This is a genomic window from Actinomadura formosensis NBRC 14204 (assembly GCF_001552155.1).
Lineage (GTDB): Bacteria > Actinomycetota > Actinomycetes > Streptosporangiales > Streptosporangiaceae > Spirillospora > Spirillospora formosensis.
This window is the reverse complement of sequence record NZ_BCQQ01000034.1, coordinates 40,519-55,941: the sequence shown is the minus strand read 5'-3', so window position 1 is coordinate 55,941 and position 15,423 is coordinate 40,519. Positions and strand designations below refer to the sequence as shown.

The 15,423-nt window shown below is 72.2% G+C and carries 16 protein-coding genes; 3 read left to right on the top strand and 13 right to left on the bottom strand.

Annotated features, from left to right (window positions below; all coding sequences use genetic code 11):
- Positions 1-279 (bottom strand): hypothetical protein (locus AF1_RS11830; RefSeq protein WP_157419170.1); only part of this gene is annotated, 279 nt, incomplete at its 3' end.
- 396 nt (positions 280-675) lie between these two features.
- Between AF1_RS11830 and AF1_RS11825 the strand changes: the two genes are divergently transcribed.
- The gene (locus AF1_RS11825) at positions 676-1,374 is read left to right on the top strand and encodes an arginase family protein (protein ID WP_207394007.1); all 699 of its coding nucleotides are present in this window, start codon (positions 676-678) and stop codon (positions 1,372-1,374) included.
- A gap of 85 nt (positions 1,375-1,459) precedes the next feature.
- On the opposite strand, the gene AF1_RS11820 is transcribed toward AF1_RS11825, so the two are convergent.
- The gene (locus AF1_RS11820) at positions 1,460-2,257 is read right to left on the bottom strand and encodes a hypothetical protein (protein WP_067796597.1); all 798 of its coding nucleotides are present in this window, start codon (positions 2,255-2,257) and stop codon (positions 1,460-1,462) included.
- Positions 2,258-2,355: 98 nt separating this feature from the next.
- Between AF1_RS11820 and AF1_RS11815 the strand changes: the two genes are divergently transcribed.
- Together AF1_RS11815 and AF1_RS11810 are read left to right on the top strand one after the other, a co-directional pair.
- Positions 2,356-3,162 carry a crotonase/enoyl-CoA hydratase family protein gene (locus AF1_RS11815; protein WP_067796594.1) on the top strand — a complete coding sequence of 269 codons (807 nt, stop codon included), beginning with the start codon at positions 2,356-2,358 and terminating at the stop codon, positions 3,160-3,162.
- Positions 3,159-4,691 carry a class I adenylate-forming enzyme family protein gene (locus AF1_RS11810; RefSeq protein WP_067796591.1) on the top strand — a complete coding sequence of 511 codons (1,533 nt, stop codon included), beginning with the start codon at positions 3,159-3,161 and terminating at the stop codon, positions 4,689-4,691. Before AF1_RS11815 ends, AF1_RS11810 begins: the two co-directional genes overlap by 4 nt.
- A gap of 160 nt (positions 4,692-4,851) precedes the next feature.
- Here the strand turns inward: AF1_RS11810 and AF1_RS11805 are convergent, their stop codons facing one another.
- The 11 genes from AF1_RS11805 to AF1_RS11755 all read right to left on the bottom strand — a co-directional run bounded on the left by AF1_RS11805 (position 4,852) and on the right by AF1_RS11755 (position 15,401).
- Complete coding sequence (locus AF1_RS11805; RefSeq protein ID WP_067796588.1) at positions 4,852-5,139, bottom strand: hypothetical protein; 288 nt, start codon at positions 5,137-5,139, stop codon at positions 4,852-4,854.
- Positions 5,140-5,265: 126 nt separating this feature from the next.
- Positions 5,266-5,943 (bottom strand): response regulator, encoded by a 678-nt coding sequence (locus tag AF1_RS11800; RefSeq protein WP_067796584.1) that lies wholly within the window; start codon positions 5,941-5,943, stop codon positions 5,266-5,268.
- A 450-nt stretch (positions 5,944-6,393) separates the two neighbouring features.
- Positions 6,394-7,881: a hypothetical protein gene (locus tag AF1_RS11795; protein ID WP_067796581.1), complete on the bottom strand. Its 1,488-nt coding sequence runs from the start codon at positions 7,879-7,881 to the stop codon at positions 6,394-6,396.
- A gap of 102 nt (positions 7,882-7,983) precedes the next feature.
- Positions 7,984-8,361 (bottom strand): hypothetical protein, encoded by a 378-nt coding sequence (locus AF1_RS34245; RefSeq protein WP_131732553.1) that lies wholly within the window; start codon positions 8,359-8,361, stop codon positions 7,984-7,986.
- A gap of 146 nt (positions 8,362-8,507) precedes the next feature.
- The gene (locus AF1_RS11785; RefSeq protein WP_084262796.1) at positions 8,508-8,825 is read right to left on the bottom strand and encodes a DUF202 domain-containing protein; all 318 of its coding nucleotides are present in this window, start codon (positions 8,823-8,825) and stop codon (positions 8,508-8,510) included.
- The gene (locus AF1_RS11780; RefSeq protein WP_084262795.1) at positions 8,822-9,223 is read right to left on the bottom strand and encodes a YidH family protein; all 402 of its coding nucleotides are present in this window, start codon (positions 9,221-9,223) and stop codon (positions 8,822-8,824) included. The genes AF1_RS11785 and AF1_RS11780 overlap by 4 nt, the downstream gene beginning before the upstream one ends.
- Entirely contained in the window at positions 9,220-9,456 is a 237-nt protein-coding gene (locus AF1_RS11775; RefSeq protein ID WP_067796573.1) for a sulfurtransferase TusA family protein, read from the bottom strand. The genes AF1_RS11780 and AF1_RS11775 overlap by 4 nt, the downstream gene beginning before the upstream one ends.
- Before the next feature lie 8 nt (positions 9,457-9,464).
- Positions 9,465-10,034: a DsrE/DsrF/DrsH-like family protein gene (locus AF1_RS11770; RefSeq protein ID WP_084262794.1), complete on the bottom strand. Its 570-nt coding sequence runs from the start codon at positions 10,032-10,034 to the stop codon at positions 9,465-9,467.
- On the bottom strand, positions 10,024-10,890 hold the full coding sequence (locus tag AF1_RS36800; protein ID WP_067796570.1) for a TorD/DmsD family molecular chaperone: 867 nt from the start codon (positions 10,888-10,890) through the stop codon (positions 10,024-10,026). The genes AF1_RS11770 and AF1_RS36800 overlap by 11 nt, the downstream gene beginning before the upstream one ends.
- On the bottom strand, positions 10,874-13,792 hold the full coding sequence (locus tag AF1_RS36795; RefSeq protein WP_131732554.1) for a molybdopterin dinucleotide binding domain-containing protein: 2,919 nt from the start codon (positions 13,790-13,792) through the stop codon (positions 10,874-10,876). The genes AF1_RS36800 and AF1_RS36795 overlap by 17 nt, the downstream gene beginning before the upstream one ends.
- A 37-nt stretch (positions 13,793-13,829) precedes the next feature.
- Positions 13,830-15,401, bottom strand: a complete 1,572-nt coding sequence (locus AF1_RS11755) for a 4Fe-4S dicluster domain-containing protein (protein ID WP_067796567.1) — start codon at positions 15,399-15,401, stop codon at positions 13,830-13,832.
- Positions 15,402-15,423 lie beyond the last annotated feature (22 nt).

Genomic DNA, 15,423 nt, shown 5'->3' with positions numbered 1-15,423 from the left:
GAGGCCGGCGCCCAGCTCGCTCAGTTCTTCGGACGTCAGCCGCAGCTGAGGCCGATTCCCGTCAAGCGCTACCTTGCATCCCACCTGGGCAGGGATGACGGACATCTCAAGGTAGGGCCGGCCGGCGGCATCGTGCACGGTGGTGACCAGTGGCTCGTGCAGCCGGATGAGGTGCGGCCCGGCGGTCAGCGGAGGGTGCGCGGCAACGATGCGGCCGGCGTTCTCAACGGCTGCGTGATCCTGCCCGTAGTTGACGACAAGCTCGAACACGATCGCCATACGTCCCCCAGAGGCCACCTGACCCGCTCAAGCTGCGATCGTACGCGTGTCCGTCCACGGTGGACGGACACGGCCGGGTACACCGACAACAGCCGTGTATGCCTGGCCTCCGGATGCGCCCGCTCGTGCGCCACCAGCGCGTCGAACTGGCCGTCGTCCAGCGCCGCGCATCGCCGTGGTGACGGCTATGCGCCCCGGCCTGCCCGGCACCGCGGACGTGAGCCCCCACGCTGCCGCGTGTGGTTCCAAGCGCCGGGCTTCGAAACATGCCCTAGGGTCGCGGCCATGGCGACAGTGCTTTGCGTACCGCAATGGCAAGGTTCAGGCTCACCGAACGCCCGGCGGCTGATACCCGGTGCCCGAAGTGCCGCAGAATCGATTCAGGCCGATGCGCTGGTGACGGTGCCGGTGCTCGACACCGAGGGCAGGCGCGAGGCCGGGGTGCGCGGGCTGGACGTGCTCACAGAGAACCTGCGCCGCACCAGGGAAGCCCTGGCCGGCATCGACGACGCGGTGATCACCGTGGGCGGCGAATGCGCGGTGGACCTGGCGCCGCTGTCGGCCGCACGGGCCCGGTACGGCGACCGGCTGACGGTCCTGTGGATCGACGCGCACCCGGACCTGTACACCCCGCGAACTCTGCCGTCCGGTTCCTTCCACGGGATGATCCTGCGCACGCTGCTCGGCGAGGGCCCGGCACCGCTCGTCCCCGACCGGCCGCTGGCGCCGGAGCAGGTGATCCTCGCGGGCCTGAGGGCGTTCGAGCCCGACGTCCGTGAGCAGATCGAGGACTACATCGAGCGGGCGGGCATCCGTCGCCACGGCGTCAGTGACTTCGAGAAGGTCCTTGACGGCCTCAGCGGGCCGCTCTACGTGCACATCGATCTCGATGTTCTCGATCCGCCGGAGTTCGGTGCGACCTGCTATCCCGAACCGGACGGGGTCAGGCCGCAGCGGCTCATTGACCTGGTCTCCCAGCTGGACAACGTGGTCGGAGCCGCCATCACCGAGCACGCGCCCGCCGATGATGCCGGAAATCCTGACGAGGTCGAGACGATCCGCCGGCTGGGCGCCGCGTTGAGGGTGGGCGGATAGCCCGGCTGTTCATGCACGGGCCGACGGCCGTGGTCACCGGCTTGCCCACTCGCCGCGTCGACACCCCCGGCAGAGTGGAACGGCTTCAGGGCCGCTCGGGTTCGAGGTTGAGGAGTTGGGCCCAGATGGCTTGGGCGGTGTCTTGGTAGGTCTGGGCGAGGGTGGTGAGGCGGCGGTGGGGTTCGGGGTCGCACAGGTCGTCGGGCAGGAGGGGGTCATGGAGGATCGTGGCGATGGCCTGGCTGCCCAGCAGGAGTGATTCGTGGGCGAACTCCTCGGCGGTGAGGGTGGGCAGGCGGTCGAGGCTGGCGGTGAGGGCGGCGGTGGTCTGGTCGAGGCGGGTGGTGAGTGCGGCGGTGTCCCACAGGCCGCGTAGTTCGGTGTCGTGGGCGGGGTCGAGGTCGTGGACGCCGAAGACGGCGGCGCCGGGGGCCATGCCGGTGGCTTGAAGGGTGTCGCGCAGGGCGGTGATGCCGCCGGTGAGGTTGTCGGGCCGGATGTGGAGGGCACCGCGCCAGGGCCGGAAACCGAGGAGGTCCACGGCGCGGTCGTGGTGGCGCAGGACGGCGCGGTCGGTGCGGGCGGTGGTGGAGTTGTCGACGGCGGCCCAGGTGCCGGTCCAGGGGGTGCGGGTGGTGTGGCGGGCGGCCCAGTCCCGGACGTGGGGGTAGGTGAGCAGGGCCTCGGGGTGCAGGGTGTAGCTGCCGCGGCCGTCGCGGTCCAGGACGCCTTCGTCGTGCAGGCGCGTGGCGGCCATGCGGATGCTGGGGGCGCTGAGCCCCACGATCTGTCCGGCCCGGCACAGCGCGGCGATGGAGTAGCGGGTGCGGGGCCGGGCTGTGGCCAGGTCGAGCAGGAGTTTGCGGGCCGTCAGCTCGGTCATTTGTAACAGCTCCTAGACAGGATCTTCCAAGGCACGTTACAACCTGGTTCCGGTCCCCACTGTAGAGCCGCGCGGGCGGCGATAGGCCGGAGGTAGCGATGGGCGACGTGCGGGTGGAGGTCGAGGGATCGATCACCACGATCTGGATGGACCGGCCCGAGCGGCGCAACGCCGTCGACCGGGCCATGGCGGCGCAGTTGCGGGCGGCGTTCGAGGAATTCGAGGCCGACCCCGGCCGGCGGGTGGCGATCCTGGCGGGAGCCGGTGGCACGTTCTGCGCAGGCGCCGACCTCACCGCGGTCGGCGACCCCGAACGCAGTCACGAACTCGACCCGCAGGGAGGCGGAACCGGCCCGATGGGGCCGACCCGGATGGGGCTGAGCAAGCCGCTCATCGCCGCGATCAGCGGGCACGCCGTCGCGGGCGGCCTTGAACTGGCGCTGCTGGCCGACCTGCGGGTCGTGGAGCGCGAGGCGGTGATGGGCGTGTTCTGCCGCCGCTGGGGCGTGCCGCTCATCGACGGCGGGACGGTCCGGCTGCCCCGCATCGTCGGGCTCGGCCGCGCGCTCGACCTCATCCTCACCGGCCGTCCCGTGCACGCCGACGAGGCCCTGGCGATGGGCCTGGCCAACCGGGTCGTCGAGCCCGGACAGGCCGTCGCGGCGGCCCGTGAGCTGGCCGAGCAGATCGCGGCCTTCCCGTTCGGCTGCGTCCTGGCGGACCGGGCCTCCACCTACGCGGGCCTGGACCTCCCCCTGGCCGAGGCGCTGCGCGCCGAAGGAGCGGCCGGTGTCCCGATCGTCGCGGCCGAGGGCGTCGCCGGCGCCGCCCGCTTCGCCGCCGGCGAAGGCCGCCACGGAGTCTTCACCCGCACCGGCATCACCCCGACAGGAGACCAGCAATGAGCCCCACCACCCGTGAACTCATCGTCCGCGGCGCGCGCCAGCACGCAGACCGGATCGCCGTGGTGTTCGGCGACCGGCAGCTGACCTTCGCGCAGGTCGACGAGCTCAGCAACCGCCTGGCCCGCGCTCTGGCCGAGGTCGGCGGCACCCACCGCCGCAGGGTCGGCCTGCTGGTGAACAACAGCCTGCTGAGCGTTCCCGTCGACTTCGCGTGCGTGAAGGCCGGGATCAACCGGGTCCCGCTGAACGCGCGGCTGTCGGCCGCGGAGCACACCGCGATGCTCACCGACACCGCCTGCGAGGTCGTGGTGTTCGGCGCCGACCTGACCGACCGGGCCCGCGAACTGGCCGCAGCGCTCCCGGGCGTCGCGTTCGTCGGCCTGGAGACCTCGCTCGGCACCGAGCCGACGCTCATGGAACGGGCGGCCAAGGCCCCGGCGACGCTGCCGGAGGTGGCGGTCGAGCCGGACGACGTCATCTTGACGCTGTTCACCTCCGGCACCACCGGCACGCTCAAAGCGGCCCAGCACACGCAGGCGTCCTACGCCGGGATCTGCCGCAACGTGCTGCTCAACCTGCTGCCCGCCACCCGCGAGGACGTGATGCTGCACGCCGCCAGCCTCATCCACGCCAGCGGCGTCTTCGTCCTGCCGCTGTGGCTGCGCGGCGGCCGGACCGTCATCCTGCCCGGTTTCTCCCCCGACCCGTTCCTGCGGGCGATCGCCGCGCACGGCGCGACCGCGATCAACCTCGTCCCGACCATGATCCAGATGCTGGTCGAGGAGCCCTCCTTCACCACCACCGACGTCTCCACCCTCCAGCGGGTCATCTACGGCGCATCCCCGATGCCGCGGCCCGTGATCGAACGCGCCATGGACCTCTGGGGCCGCGAAAGGTTCTGGCAGTACTACGGGCAGACCGAGATCCCGCTGTGCATCGCCGTGCTGCGGCCCGAGGACCACGCGGGCGACCGGCTCGCCGCCTGCGGGCAGCTCGCCGCCGACATCGAACTGCGCCTGCTGGACGACCAGGGCCGTGAGGTGGCCGACGGCGAGGCGGGCGAGATCGTGGTGCGCGGCCCGTCGGCCACCGCCGGCTACTTCAACGCCCCCGAGCTGACCGCGCAGACCTACCGCGACGGCTGGATCCACACCCGCGACGTCGGCGTCCTGGACGAGCACGGCTTCCTGTTCCTCAAGGACCGCACCTCCGACATGATCATCAGCGGCGGGTACAACGTCTACCCACGCGAGGTCGAGGACGCCCTGCTCACCCACCCCGCCGTCCGCGAGGCCGCCGTCGTCGGCACCCCCGACCCCCGCTGGGTCGAGGCCGTCACCGCCGTGATCGTCCCGGCCGGCGGCGCGACCGGCGACGACGCGCTGCGCGCCGAGCTCACCGCGCACGTCACCGCCCAGATCGCCTCCTACAAGAAGCCCCGCAGGATCGTCTTCCGCGACGCCGTCCCCAAGACCGCCGTCGGCAAGCTCGACCGCAAGCGCCTGCGCGCCGACCTCGCCGACCGCTGACCCCGCCCCGGCGGCCGGACGTGACACCCGTCCGGCCGCAGGGTCATGGGACCGGGAAGCGGGACAGATTGTCAGGCGGGTGCCGGGGGCCGCGGGAGCCGGTTGGGCCTCTCCGCAGGGGGCCGGCGCGGTTTCTCGTCGGCGCCCCCGTGAACGCCTGTCAGGAGGAGTCGCGTCGTCTTCCGGTGCGGTCGAGTACACATCCGATCGCGATGAGGATCCCGCTCAGGAGCGTGCCCATCACCACCAGGGAGAGCAGGATGGCGCGGGGTTCGATGTTGAGTGCCGCCAGGCCGGTGAGCACCAGGCCGAGGCCCGCCGCGAACAGCCACGGTCCCGCCTCGTCCCGCTCGGCTCCCTCCGTTCGCCCAGCCGCCAGCAGGCGAGGAACGGCCTTGGCGACGATGCTGCCCGTGACGACGAGGAGCAGGCCGAGGAGTTCGTTCACGCTTCCTCCTTGCGGTTCGTCATGTCGTCACCGGTCGGCGCGTGCGGGCCTGCCGGGCCGGCCTCGGGAGTGGCGCAGGGCCGAGGTCAGGTGGCGATTGAAGGGAGACGGATTCGGAATCGGCTGTCACGGTTCGAACCGGTAGCCCATTCCGGGCTCGGTGAGGAGATGCCGCGGGCGCGCCGGATCGTCCTCCAGCTTCCGGCGAAGCGAGGACAGGTAGACGCGCAGGTAGTTGGTCTCGCCGACGTGGTTCGGGCTCCAGACCTCGGTGAGGAGCCGGCGCTGCGCTATCAGCTTGCCCGGGTTGCGCAGCAGGATCTCCAGCAGCCTCCACTCGGTGGGGGTGAGGTGGACCCGCACCTCGTCCGGACCGTGGACGATCTTGCCGGTGAGGTCGACGGAGTACCGGCCCACATTCACCACGGACACGGCGTCGCCCGCGGGCACCCGGCGGGTGATCGCGCGGATCCGGGCCAGCAGTTCCTCGATGCCGAACGGCTTGGTGACGTAGTCGTCGGCGCCCGCGTCCAGCGCGTCGACCTTGTCGCCGCTGCCGGTCCGGCCCGACAGCACGATGATCGGAACCTGCGACCATCCGCGCAGTCCGCGGATGACGTCGACGCCGTCCAGGTCCGGCAGCCCGAGATCGAGGATGACCAGGTCCGGATGCCACTCCGCGGCCCCGATGAGGGCCTGCATCCCGTTCGCGGCGACCCGCACCTCGTAGTCACGGGCCCGCAGATTGAGCCGCAGTGTCGCCAGGATCTGCGGCGAGTCGTCCACCACCAGTACGCACGTCATGGCCGCTCATCCCTCACCCGGCCGCGAGCACGAAAGCGCTGACCGCGTCGCCGGCCAGCGGCCAGGCGCTAATTCCAGGCGATCCATGGTGCCCCTCCTTAGCGGCGCGTTCACGTTTGACTGATGCATATCTTTCAGCGGGTGACATCTACAGGGCCACGTTAATGACCGAACCATTCCACAGCGAGGTCGGCTACACATTATTGACGTCTTCGCCGGGAATCTGGACACCATCCTGACGCGGGGCCGTCCGCGGCAGAGTCCGCGTTCAGGTGAACAAAGTGGCAGCACTGCGTCGCCGGGCCTTCGCAAGGCGGGTGCGCAGCAGGAAGAACGAGTGCGGTTCCGGCAGCCGCGTGGCTGCCGGAACCGCACATCGGCGGTGGGCGCCTGGCAAAGGGGCGGTGGCGCCCACCTGCATCCATCGGGGCGGGGGCTCCCCGTGGATATTCAGAAAGGCCAGGAAACGCGGGCGGATTCGATGAGCGGAATGACCTCGAAGGCGGCGTCGGTGAGCCCGCGGAAGACATACCGGCCGGGAAGCGACGGCATCCGCATGGCGCCGGCCGCATCCCAGATGTAGGACGGGACGCCGGCCGGGAGGGCGGCCACAGGATCGTCCTGGCCCCGGGCGAATCCGCGGGGTTCGCCGGTGACGATGACGACCCGGTCATGCCGGTCGAAGCAGTCCCGGACCGCCGCCGCGGCGTCGCCGTCGGCCATCTCGCGGAACCGTTCGGTCACGGTTCTCAGGCCGGCGCCGCTCTGGAGCGGTACCCGAGCATGCGTGCCGCCGAACTGCACCAGGTCCGCCTGCTCGGCGCGGAGGGCGAGAGCACGGGCGAACGTGGCGGCTCGGCCGGCGACGGTCTGCGCGGTGTTCCCGGTCGCCTCGGTGAACATCGGTGCCGGATGGTCGAGGAGGATGAGCGTACGGCCCGGCAGGACGGGAACGGCGGCCAGCGCGGCCTCGGCGGCGCGTTCCAGCGCCCGGCCCCAGCGGCGGGCGGGCGTGGCCTCTCCGGCGGCGAGGATCTCCAGCGGCCGCACACCGGCCAGGGCCACCTGGTCCGCGTCGGCCAGCATCGCGGCGACCTCCCCGGCCGTCTGGTCGTCCAGGCCCGCCTCGTCGAAGGCGCGTAGAGCGCGCAGACGGTCGCGGTAACCCATGAGCGGCAGGACGGCGCGCCATGCCCGTGCGTCCAGCGGTTCACCGAGCCAGCCCGGGATCATGTCCGCGGTCATCGCGGCTTGGACGAGGATGTCGGACGCATCGGCGCGCCGCAGGATGTCGCGCCGCTCCTCCCGCGAAAGCCGGTGCAACGCGGCGCGGGCGTGCAGCCTGGGCAGCGACACCGGAACCTCGTGCGGCGAGCCGCCGTGAGACGCGAGAAGGTGGTGGAACAGGTCGCTCTGGACGCCGGCGGCGGGCCTCGGATGCGTCATCTTGATGACATCGGCGAAGCGCACTTCCCCGCCCGGCCGGTCGTGGACGGCCACTGCCCGCTCGTCGTAGAGCACGAGGGCGGCATCGGCCACCCCTCGTTTGATCGGCTTCGGGACGGGGTGGCCGTACCGGCGGAACCAGTAGCCGAGCAGTTCTCCGGGCTGATCCGCGCTGCGCAGGATGCCGCTGATCAACTGGCGGTTGCCACCGGAGGCGGTGAGACCTGCCCGCAGCCCGGCGCGGACCCATTCGACCGCGGCGACGATCGCCGCCGATCCGAGCGGCTCGCGTGCCGCCAGCCAGCCGATCAACCGGCACGACCAGGCGGCGTCCGCCAGCGCCAGGTGGGCGGCCAGGTCGGCGAACCGCCGGTCGGTGGCCGAGGTGAGGCTCTCCCCCTCGGCCAGTCCCCGCACCGCCAGGAAGAACAGCTCCTCTTTCGCGGCGCCGGCCCGGTCCGGAATGACGGCACCCTGACGGGACGCACTCATGGGTATGACACTTCTTTCTCGACAATGCGCGTACGAGTGAACTCTCCGGAAAGGGCGCCCGGTCGGTCACGTCCGTCCGTGGCGAGGCCGTGGAGGCGATCTTCATGGGGCCGATGTGCGGCGCATCCGTGTACCCACCGCCCCGGCGACCGTACCGGCGCCGACCAGGGCCAGCAGCCGGGCGAGGTCCCACGGCCCGCGGACCACCAGGTCACCGGACCCGACGACGTCGAAACCGGTCACGAACGCCCAGGCCACAACGCCGAGAACCGCGCCGACGACGGGTGGGGCGGCCAGTGACCAGCCGACCACGGACGCCGCCGCGATCACGAACCCCACCGGCCAGGGCATGTTCTTGAGCACGACCGCGATCACGAACGCGCACAACGCACCCCCCGCCAGCGACCAGGCAGCCGACTCCAGCCGCTCCAACGCCGCCTCCCAGCGCATCTCACGCCCCGGCTCCTTCCAGGACTCCATGGAGTAAAGCGCCTATTCGGGGAGATTCGGCCGAACTTGACGAGCTCTTAGCACCTGTACCGCCATTTTTAACGCTTTCCTAACGGCACCCGAAAGGTGGCGAGTGGGGCCTATGAGCTTGACCAGGGAAGTGGGATTTATCCGGTCTACGGCAGGGGGAGCCGGCCGCCCGGGGTGACGAAGATCGTGGTGAGGGCGGTCAGGGCCACCACGGTCACGGCGATGGTCATCAGCAGGAGGGCGCCGCGGTGCTCGGCCGTGCCCTCGCGGCCGGCCGGGCGCACCAGGCGGCCGAGAAGGTAGACCAGTGCGCTCATGCCCAGGATGACCGCCCCGGCGACGGGGGACCACTTGAGCACGACCCCGCCCAGCGCCCCGAACGAGATGGCGGTGCGGATCCAGGCCAGCTCGGTGCGCTCCCGGGCCAGGCCGGGATCGAGGTCCTCCATGTCCTCCCGTGTCATTCCAGCACCGCCGACAGCAGGACGACCACCACCGCCACGAAGGCCAGCACCGCCACGGTGATCGACAGGACGCGGGGCAGCGGGGAGCGCGGCAGCGGCTCGCCCCGGCGCAGGGCCCGCTGGTTGCGGCCCCATTCGACGAAGCTGCCGATGGACACCAGGGCGCCGAAGACGATGAGCGGGACGGCGAGCATGTGCCGTCCCGCGGGCACCCCGGTGAACGGCGGCAGCAGCTGGACGATGGCGAGCCCGGCGACGATCAGCGCGAGCGCCGTGCGGTTCCAGGCGAGGAAGGTCCGCTCGTTGGCGAAGGTGAACCGGGCGTCCGGTTCGCCTTCGGGCGGCTCCTGGGACGCCGCGTCCTCGGCCTCCGAACGGCCGGACGGGTCGGCGCTCACTCGGCCTTCCGCACGTAGAAGTAGAACACGCCGTCCTCCTCCCCCGACTCCAGGACCTCGTCGTCGTTGGCCTCGGCCCAGGCGGGGATGTCGCCGAGCGAGCCCCGGTCGGTGGCCAGGACCTTGACGACCTGGCCGGGCCGGAGCCCGCGCATGGCCTTGGTCGCCGCCATCACCGGCATGGGGCACATGAGGTCGCGGGCGTCGACGAGCCGGTCTTCTATGACGTCCATGGTCCCTCCTAGATGAACATGGTCACGTGGGCGCGGCGGGCCTCCGCCATGAAGGCGGTGGCCCCGGCGAACTCGACTCCGTCGACGAAGTCGTCCTGGGTGTACCCGAAGACGTCGGCGCTCATCTGGCAGGCGACCAGCCGGACGCCGGCCTCCCGGGCGGTGTCCAGCAGTTCGCCGATGGCGGCGATGTTGTTCTTCGCGAACTTGGCGCGCATCATGGCCGACGCCATGGGCACCATGCCCGGGAGCGCGGAGACGATGTCGGGGATCCGCACCGGCATCGGCATGGCGGGGTTGCCGACCGGGTCGATCTTGAGCTTGCGGGCGAAGTCCCGGTGGACGATGTTGAGCCCGTAGAGAGTGAAGAAGATCGTGGTGTCCATGCCGACGGCGGCCGCGGAACTGCCCAGGATCAGCGGCGGGTAGGCCCAGTCGAGCGTCCCCTTGGAGGCCGCGAAGGCGGCCTTGCGGGTGGACGGATCCTCCTTGAACGCCCGCTGGACCTCCTCGCGGACGATCCGCCGGACGTCGTCCTCGGTGACGGGCAGGTGGGCTGTGTCGGTCTCATGAGACATGGGTCATCTCCATCGCTGCGTGGTGGAGGTCGGTCAGGGCGCGGCGGGTGGACTCCGCGCGGTCGGCCCAGTGCCCGGCGGGAACGCCGGGCGGGGCCGAGTCATGCCGTTTCCGCCAGCCGGCGGCCTCGGCCGCGAGCCAGCCGAACGCGGCGGCGGGATCCTGGTCGATGAGCGAGCGCAGGACGAACGCGCGCTCTCCGGCCCGCGGTCCGAGCCCGGTCTCCCGCGCCCCCCGCGCCAGGTCGGCGCGGGTGAGGATCAGGCCGCTGCGCGCCGGGGCCAGGAGCGCGCGCACGAACGTCTCGTCTCCGGGGCGGGGCGGGCCGGGGACGTCCCGCAGGTGCGCGGCGGAAGGCGGCGCGGCCAGTTCCTGCGCCTCGGCCGCCAGCGCGCCGGTCAGCAGCCGGGCCCAGGCGGCGTGGAAGCCGGGCGCGGTGGCGGCCACCGCCTGGGCGTACGGCGGGACCCAGGTCAGCAGGTGCTCCGCCAGCAGCGTCCGGCGCGCGTGCCGCCACATCAGGCGCCGGGCGGGCTCGGCCTCGGCGTATTCGTGTTCGGCGAGCGAGGCGTACAGGCCGAGCAGCGCCGCCAGATGGTCGGGTTCGGCGGGCGGCCGCAGCCGCAGGGCCCGCCAGAACCCGGCGATCCGCTCCGCGGCCCGGCCGCCGAGCATCCCGTCCGGCCCGAGGTAGACGGAGGCGTAGGGGACGAGCTGGAGGACGAAAACCGCGGTGTGGGCCTCCGCGTCGGCGCCGCCGGGCAGGCCGAGCGCCTCGGTGAGCCGGGCGTGTGCCGGGTCGGGGGGCTCGCACAGCGCGCCGAGCGCGCGGAACAGCTCAGGTGAGAGGGCCATCGGCGGGCTCCTCCGCGAGCAGGTAGGCGTCCCGGGACGGTTTGAGCGGGCGCATCAGCCAGTAGGGGCGCCGGGTGCCGTCGGGTGAGTGGGCGGTGGCGTCCCGCGTCCTGGCCAGCCATCTGCGGTAGGCGGCGTGGGCCTTGGCGGTGTCGACGGCGATGTCGCCGTAGGCGTCGCCGGGTCCGGCCGGGCGAACACGGACGGCCTGGTGCCAGCAGTGCTGGCCGGAGATCGGGTCGGGCTGGACGGGGAAGGTCAGGTTCTGGTGCACGCCGACGTCCCCCCACCAGATGCGGCGGGTGTCGGGGTCGGCCGACCCGTACGGCTCCACTCCCCGGCGCCGGTGCATCGACCACCGGTCCCCGGCCTTGGCGAGGTCGACGGTGGCGGCGACCTGGCGTGGCCCGCCGTCGGTGTGGCCGGCGGGCTTCCAGCGCCCCATGTGGTGGCTGCAGGCGACGACGCCCGGCCGGATGCCCTCGGTGACCCACGCCTTGAGCACGAAGTGACCGATCTCGGTCTCGACGCGGACCAGGTCGCCCATCGCGACACCGAGCGGCGCGGCGTCGTCCGGATGGATCCACAGCGGGTTGGTGTGCGCCAGTTCGTTCAGCCACTTGGCGTTGGCGCCGCGCGTGTGGATCTGCGTCGGCAGCCGGAACGTGGAGATGAGCACCTTCTGCCCGGGTTCCAGCGCCGACGGGTGGACGTGGCTGCGGATGTAGCCGGGCAGCGCGTGCTCCGGCCAGCCCCACTCGGCCAGCGTCCGGGAGTAGAACTCGAGCCGGCCGCTGGGCGTCGGGAAGCCGCGCCGGACGACGCCGTCCACGCGAACCCCCACCGGCCGGCGGCCCTCGGCGTCGGGCTCGGGTGTGGCGACCGGGACGATGTTGGGTCCGGGCACCGGCGGCACCGGCGAGTACACGCGGCCGAACGCGTCGTCCACGGCACCGTCGAGGACGCCGGCGGGGACCTCCTCCTCGTGTACCGGCCCCACGCCGGAGCGGATCTCGAACGCGCCGTACCGGCGCATGTACTCCAGCGGGGTGCGGCCCTCGGCCGCCGCGGCCTCGGGCAGGCCGGGCACCGAGTGCTCGAACATGTGGCCGTAGTACTCGTCGACCGTCAGCTTCTCGCCGGGACGGGCGGCGGACTCGTGGTGCCGCCGGATGCCGAGGGAGCCGTCCGGGTCGATCCGCCAGGACAGCTCCGTCCAGAACTCGTTCTCCTCCCACACCTGCCCGGGGTTGACGTCGCGGGTGTCGGTGACCGTCTCGCCGAGCCGGGCGCGGGCGGCGCGCAGCACCGGCTGCCGGAAGCCGATCCACTGGCCGTCGTACTGCTCGTAGGAGTGGACGTCGTGGCGCTCGGAGCCGACGCCCATGGGAAGGATGTAGTCGGCGAAGTAGGCTGTCTCGTTCCAGGTCGGGGTGAGGGCGGCGTGCAGGCCGACCAGGTCGGTGTCGGTCAGCGCCTCCACCCAGCTCAGCCCGTCGGGGTTGGTCCACACCGGGTTGTAGACGCGGCTGAAGTACACCTCCAGCCGGCCGCGGCCCTCCTTGAGGAAGTGGGGCAGCAGGAACGACAGTTCGTTCAGCGCCAGCGGGTACTCCACCGGCCAGGTCAGCTCGTTCCACGTGGTGGGGTGCCCCGGCATGTGGATCGGGCGGGGCACGAACTTGTTCCAGGCGTTGGGGTGGGTTCCGCCTTCGGTGGCGACCGCGCCGAGCAGGCAGTTGAGCAGGAACAGGCACCGCGAGACCTGCCAGCCGCCGAGGTTCCCGGCCGCCGCCGACCGCCAGTTGTGGGTGGACAGCCGCGTGCCCGCGCCCGCGACGGCCTCGGCGATCCGGGCGATGACGGACGCGGCCACACCCGACTCCGCGGCGGCGAACTCGAAGGTGTACTCCGCGTACAGCTCGCCCAGGATCCGCTCGAACCGCTCGAACGTCGCCTCCTCCCCCGGGTGCTCGGCGGCCAGGTACTCGCGCCAGTTCCACCAGCGCCGCACGAACTCCCGGTCGTGGCGGCCGGTCGCGATGAGATGGCGCGCGATCGCCAGCAGGATCGCCGCCTCCGAGCCCGGCTGCGGCGCGATCCAGTGGTCGGCGTGGGTGGCGGTGTTGGACAGGCGGGTGTCGAAGACGATGAGGGTCGCGCCGCGGGCCTTGGCGTCCATGACGCGCTGCGCGTGCGGGTTGAAGTAGTGCCCGGCCTCCAGATGCGAGCTGATCAGCAGGATGACGTCGGCGCCCGCGTGGTCGGGGCTGGGCCGGTCGATGCCCGTCCAGAAGTGGTAGCCGGCGCGGGCACCGGACGAGCACACGTTGGTGTGGGAGTTGTGGCCGTCCACGCCCCAGCTCGCCAGGACCCGCTCGGTGAAGCCGTCCTCGCCCGGCCGGCCGACGTGGTACATGACCTCGTTGGGCCGCCCCCCGGTGATCGCTGCGCGGATCCGGGCGGCGATGTCGTCCAGCGCCTCGTCCCAGCTCACCTGCGTCCAGCGGCCCTCGCCGCGGGCGCCGGCGCGCTTGAGCGGGGCGAGGATGCGGTCGGGGTCGGTGACCTGGTTGAGCGTCGCGGGCCCCTTGGCGCAGTTGCGGCCCCGCGACCCGGGGTGCTCCGGGTTGCCCTCGAACTTGCGGACGGTCAGCGTCTCGCGGTCGACATAGGCCAGCAGGCCGCAGGCGGACTCGCAGTTGAAACAGGTCGTGGGCACGAGCATGGACCGGTGCTCGCGGCGCCGCGCGTCCAGCTCGACCCAGTCGTCCCAGCGCTCCTTCGGCGGGAACGCGGCCAGGTGCACCCGGCTGGCGCCCGGATAGAACGTCTCCCCGCGCGCCGCCGTGTCCTGCCGCGCCGCACTGACGCGAGCGGCGATCTCTTCAAGTCCCGGCATCGGTCCTCCTCGCCCCGCGATCTTCATTCACGTGGCCTCATGCGAGCGGTACGGACTGGCCGGCCTGGACGTAGGCGTGCTCGTAGGCGACGAGCCCCGCCAGGGCCAGCGGTGCCACCCAGGCGCCGGCCACGGGAGCGGCCAGGCCGGCGGTGGTCAGGGCCAGACCGATCCAGAACGGCCGCGCGTAGCGGCCACGTGTCATGGCCTTGACGGCGAGCCGGGCGTGTTCGGTGGGGTGGGCGAGCGTCACCTCGCCGGCGGCCATGAGCGCGTGCGCCCCGGCGGTGGCGGCCAGCGTCCAGCCGAGCGGGGGCACCGCGTCCGGCTGCGTCCACGCGGCAACCGGCAGCAGCGCCGCCGCCCCGGCCACGCCCGCCTGGACGAGCAGGTGCGCGGGCAGCAGCGGGTTCTGCCACAGGTCGCGCGCCTTGGCCTGCGCGAACAGGTAGGCGGTGTACACGGCGGCGAGCACGGCCAGCGGGACGCCGGGCACCGCGACCGCCACCCGCATCGCATCGCCGCCGCCGAGCGGCCCCGCGAGCAGGTGCAGTCCGAGGGCGCCCGCGTACCCGGTCAGGATGATCCCGCCGCGGACGAGCCAGCTCCGCCACTGCGGGCGGGTCAGGATGTAGACGAACCGTGCCGGGTGCTCCAGGTCCCAGATCAGCAGCCCGGCGGTGAGCGCGAGGAACACCGCCGCGAGCAGCGGGGCCGCCCAGGCCGTCAGGGTGCCGTCCCAGGGCAGCCGCCCGGTCGCCGCGAGCAGCGTCGCGACGAGATAGGAGCCCGCGGCGACGCCCTTCGTCCAGGTGTAGAGGCTGACCCGCCAGTCCCACGGCATCCGGTGGCCGATGTCGTAGGACAGCAGGGCCGCCGCGCTGCTGTTGCCGGTGCCGGGGTGGCCGGAGGCGACCTGTCCGGGCCCGTCCTGGATCTCGCTCCACGCGAACGTGTCACCGTCCGGGCGTCGCGCCGCCAGCGGGTCGAGGGTCGCCTGTGTCGCGCCCCGGTAGAACAGCTTCGGCCGGGTGCCCTTCTCCGGGCGGCGCACGGCGACCGGCTCCCGCGCGACCATCCGGGCGGCCTCCGACCCCGGATCGTCGAACTGGCCCACGAGGATCGCCTGTGTCGGGCAGACCACGACGCAGGCGGGCTCCAGCCCGGAGTCGATGCGGTGGGAGCACAGGTTGCACTTCTCCGCCGAGTTGTCCTCGGGATTGATGAAGATCGCGTCGTACGGGCACGCGGCCATGCACGCCTTGCAGCCGATGCAGGCGTCCTTGTCGAAGTCGACGATGCCGTCGGGACGGGTGTACATCGCGCTGGTGGGACAGGCCGCCACGCATGGGGCGTCCTCGCACTGGTTGCAGCGCGTCACCTGGAACGCCCGCCGCGCCTGCGGGAACGTCCCCACGTCGACGTTCTTGACGTAGGTGCGGGTGACCGACAGCGGCACCTCGTTCTCCGACTTGCACGCCGTCGTGCAGGCGTGGCAGCCGATGCAGCGGGTCTGGTCGATGAGTTTGAGCCACCGGCGCGGCTCACCGTCCACGGCCCCGGTCTGGATCAGCGGGGCGTCCGCCCCACTCGTCTCATCGTCGGCCACAGGTCTCCCCCTCAAGGGCCTC

Coding starts and splice junctions, on each gene's coding strand:
- AF1_RS34245 (WP_131732553.1), bottom strand. CDS start 8,361: ATGGAGTCCTGGAAGGAGCCGGGGCGTGAGATGCGCTGGGAGGCGGCG.
- AF1_RS36800 (WP_067796570.1), bottom strand. CDS start 10,890: ATGGCCCTCTCACCTGAGCTGTTCCGCGCGCTCGGCGCGCTGTGCGAG.
- AF1_RS11820 (WP_067796597.1), bottom strand. CDS start 2,257: ATGACCGAGCTGACGGCCCGCAAACTCCTGCTCGACCTGGCCACAGCC.
- AF1_RS36795 (WP_131732554.1), bottom strand. CDS start 13,792: ATGCCGGGACTTGAAGAGATCGCCGCTCGCGTCAGTGCGGCGCGGCAG.
- AF1_RS11815 (WP_067796594.1), top strand. CDS start 2,356: ATGGGCGACGTGCGGGTGGAGGTCGAGGGATCGATCACCACGATCTGG.
- AF1_RS11785 (WP_084262796.1), bottom strand. CDS start 8,825: ATGACACGGGAGGACATGGAGGACCTCGATCCCGGCCTGGCCCGGGAG.
- AF1_RS11800 (WP_067796584.1), bottom strand. CDS start 5,943: ATGACGTGCGTACTGGTGGTGGACGACTCGCCGCAGATCCTGGCGACA.
- AF1_RS11775 (WP_067796573.1), bottom strand. CDS start 9,456: ATGGACGTCATAGAAGACCGGCTCGTCGACGCCCGCGACCTCATGTGC.
- AF1_RS11810 (WP_067796591.1), top strand. CDS start 3,159: ATGAGCCCCACCACCCGTGAACTCATCGTCCGCGGCGCGCGCCAGCAC.
- AF1_RS11770 (WP_084262794.1), bottom strand. CDS start 10,034: ATGTCTCATGAGACCGACACAGCCCACCTGCCCGTCACCGAGGACGAC.
- AF1_RS11795 (WP_067796581.1), bottom strand. CDS start 7,881: ATGAGTGCGTCCCGTCAGGGTGCCGTCATTCCGGACCGGGCCGGCGCC.